This is a genomic window from Vibrio splendidus 12E03 (genome assembly GCF_000272105.2).
Classification (GTDB): Bacteria; Pseudomonadota; Gammaproteobacteria; order Enterobacterales; family Vibrionaceae; genus Vibrio; species Vibrio splendidus_I.
In genome coordinates this window covers 1-381 of sequence record NZ_AJZD02000302.1, presented here as the reverse complement: position 1 = coordinate 381, position 381 = coordinate 1, and the positions used below count along the sequence as shown (strand labels likewise).

Below are 381 nucleotides of genomic sequence, written 5' to 3'. Positions count from 1 at the left end.
AATTTGGCATAATCAGTTCCTCTTAAAAAAATAAAAGGATGCCCCCACCAGGGAGACATCCCATGTGGGTGGTGCGCAAAGCGCGATGTAATTAAAAAAGCCCCTATCTAAGATAGAGGCTTTAAGGTTAAGTCGAATTGAGGTTTATCTAGCGATAGCAGCGACTAATGCAAGTACGCCAAGTAATATCGGAATTAACGCAACTTGCCATGGACGCCAGATAAGCTGGCTGTCGATGTTTCGTTGCTCAACATAGAGCTTACGCTCTTCTGCATTAAGCTTGCGCTCTTCCGCGTTAAACTTGTACGCCTCAGAGAGCGTTCGATAGAGGTTAACATTCTCTATTTCGAGCTCTTCTATACGTTTTTGCTTTTCGCACAT

At 43.8% G+C, this 381-nt stretch carries 1 protein-coding gene; it reads right to left on the bottom strand.

From position 1 onward, the window contains the following. Positions 1 to 144: 144 nt before the first annotated feature. On the bottom strand, positions 145 to 381 hold a 237-nt coding region (locus tag A142_RS25010), incomplete at its 5' end, for a hypothetical protein (protein ID WP_032545429.1).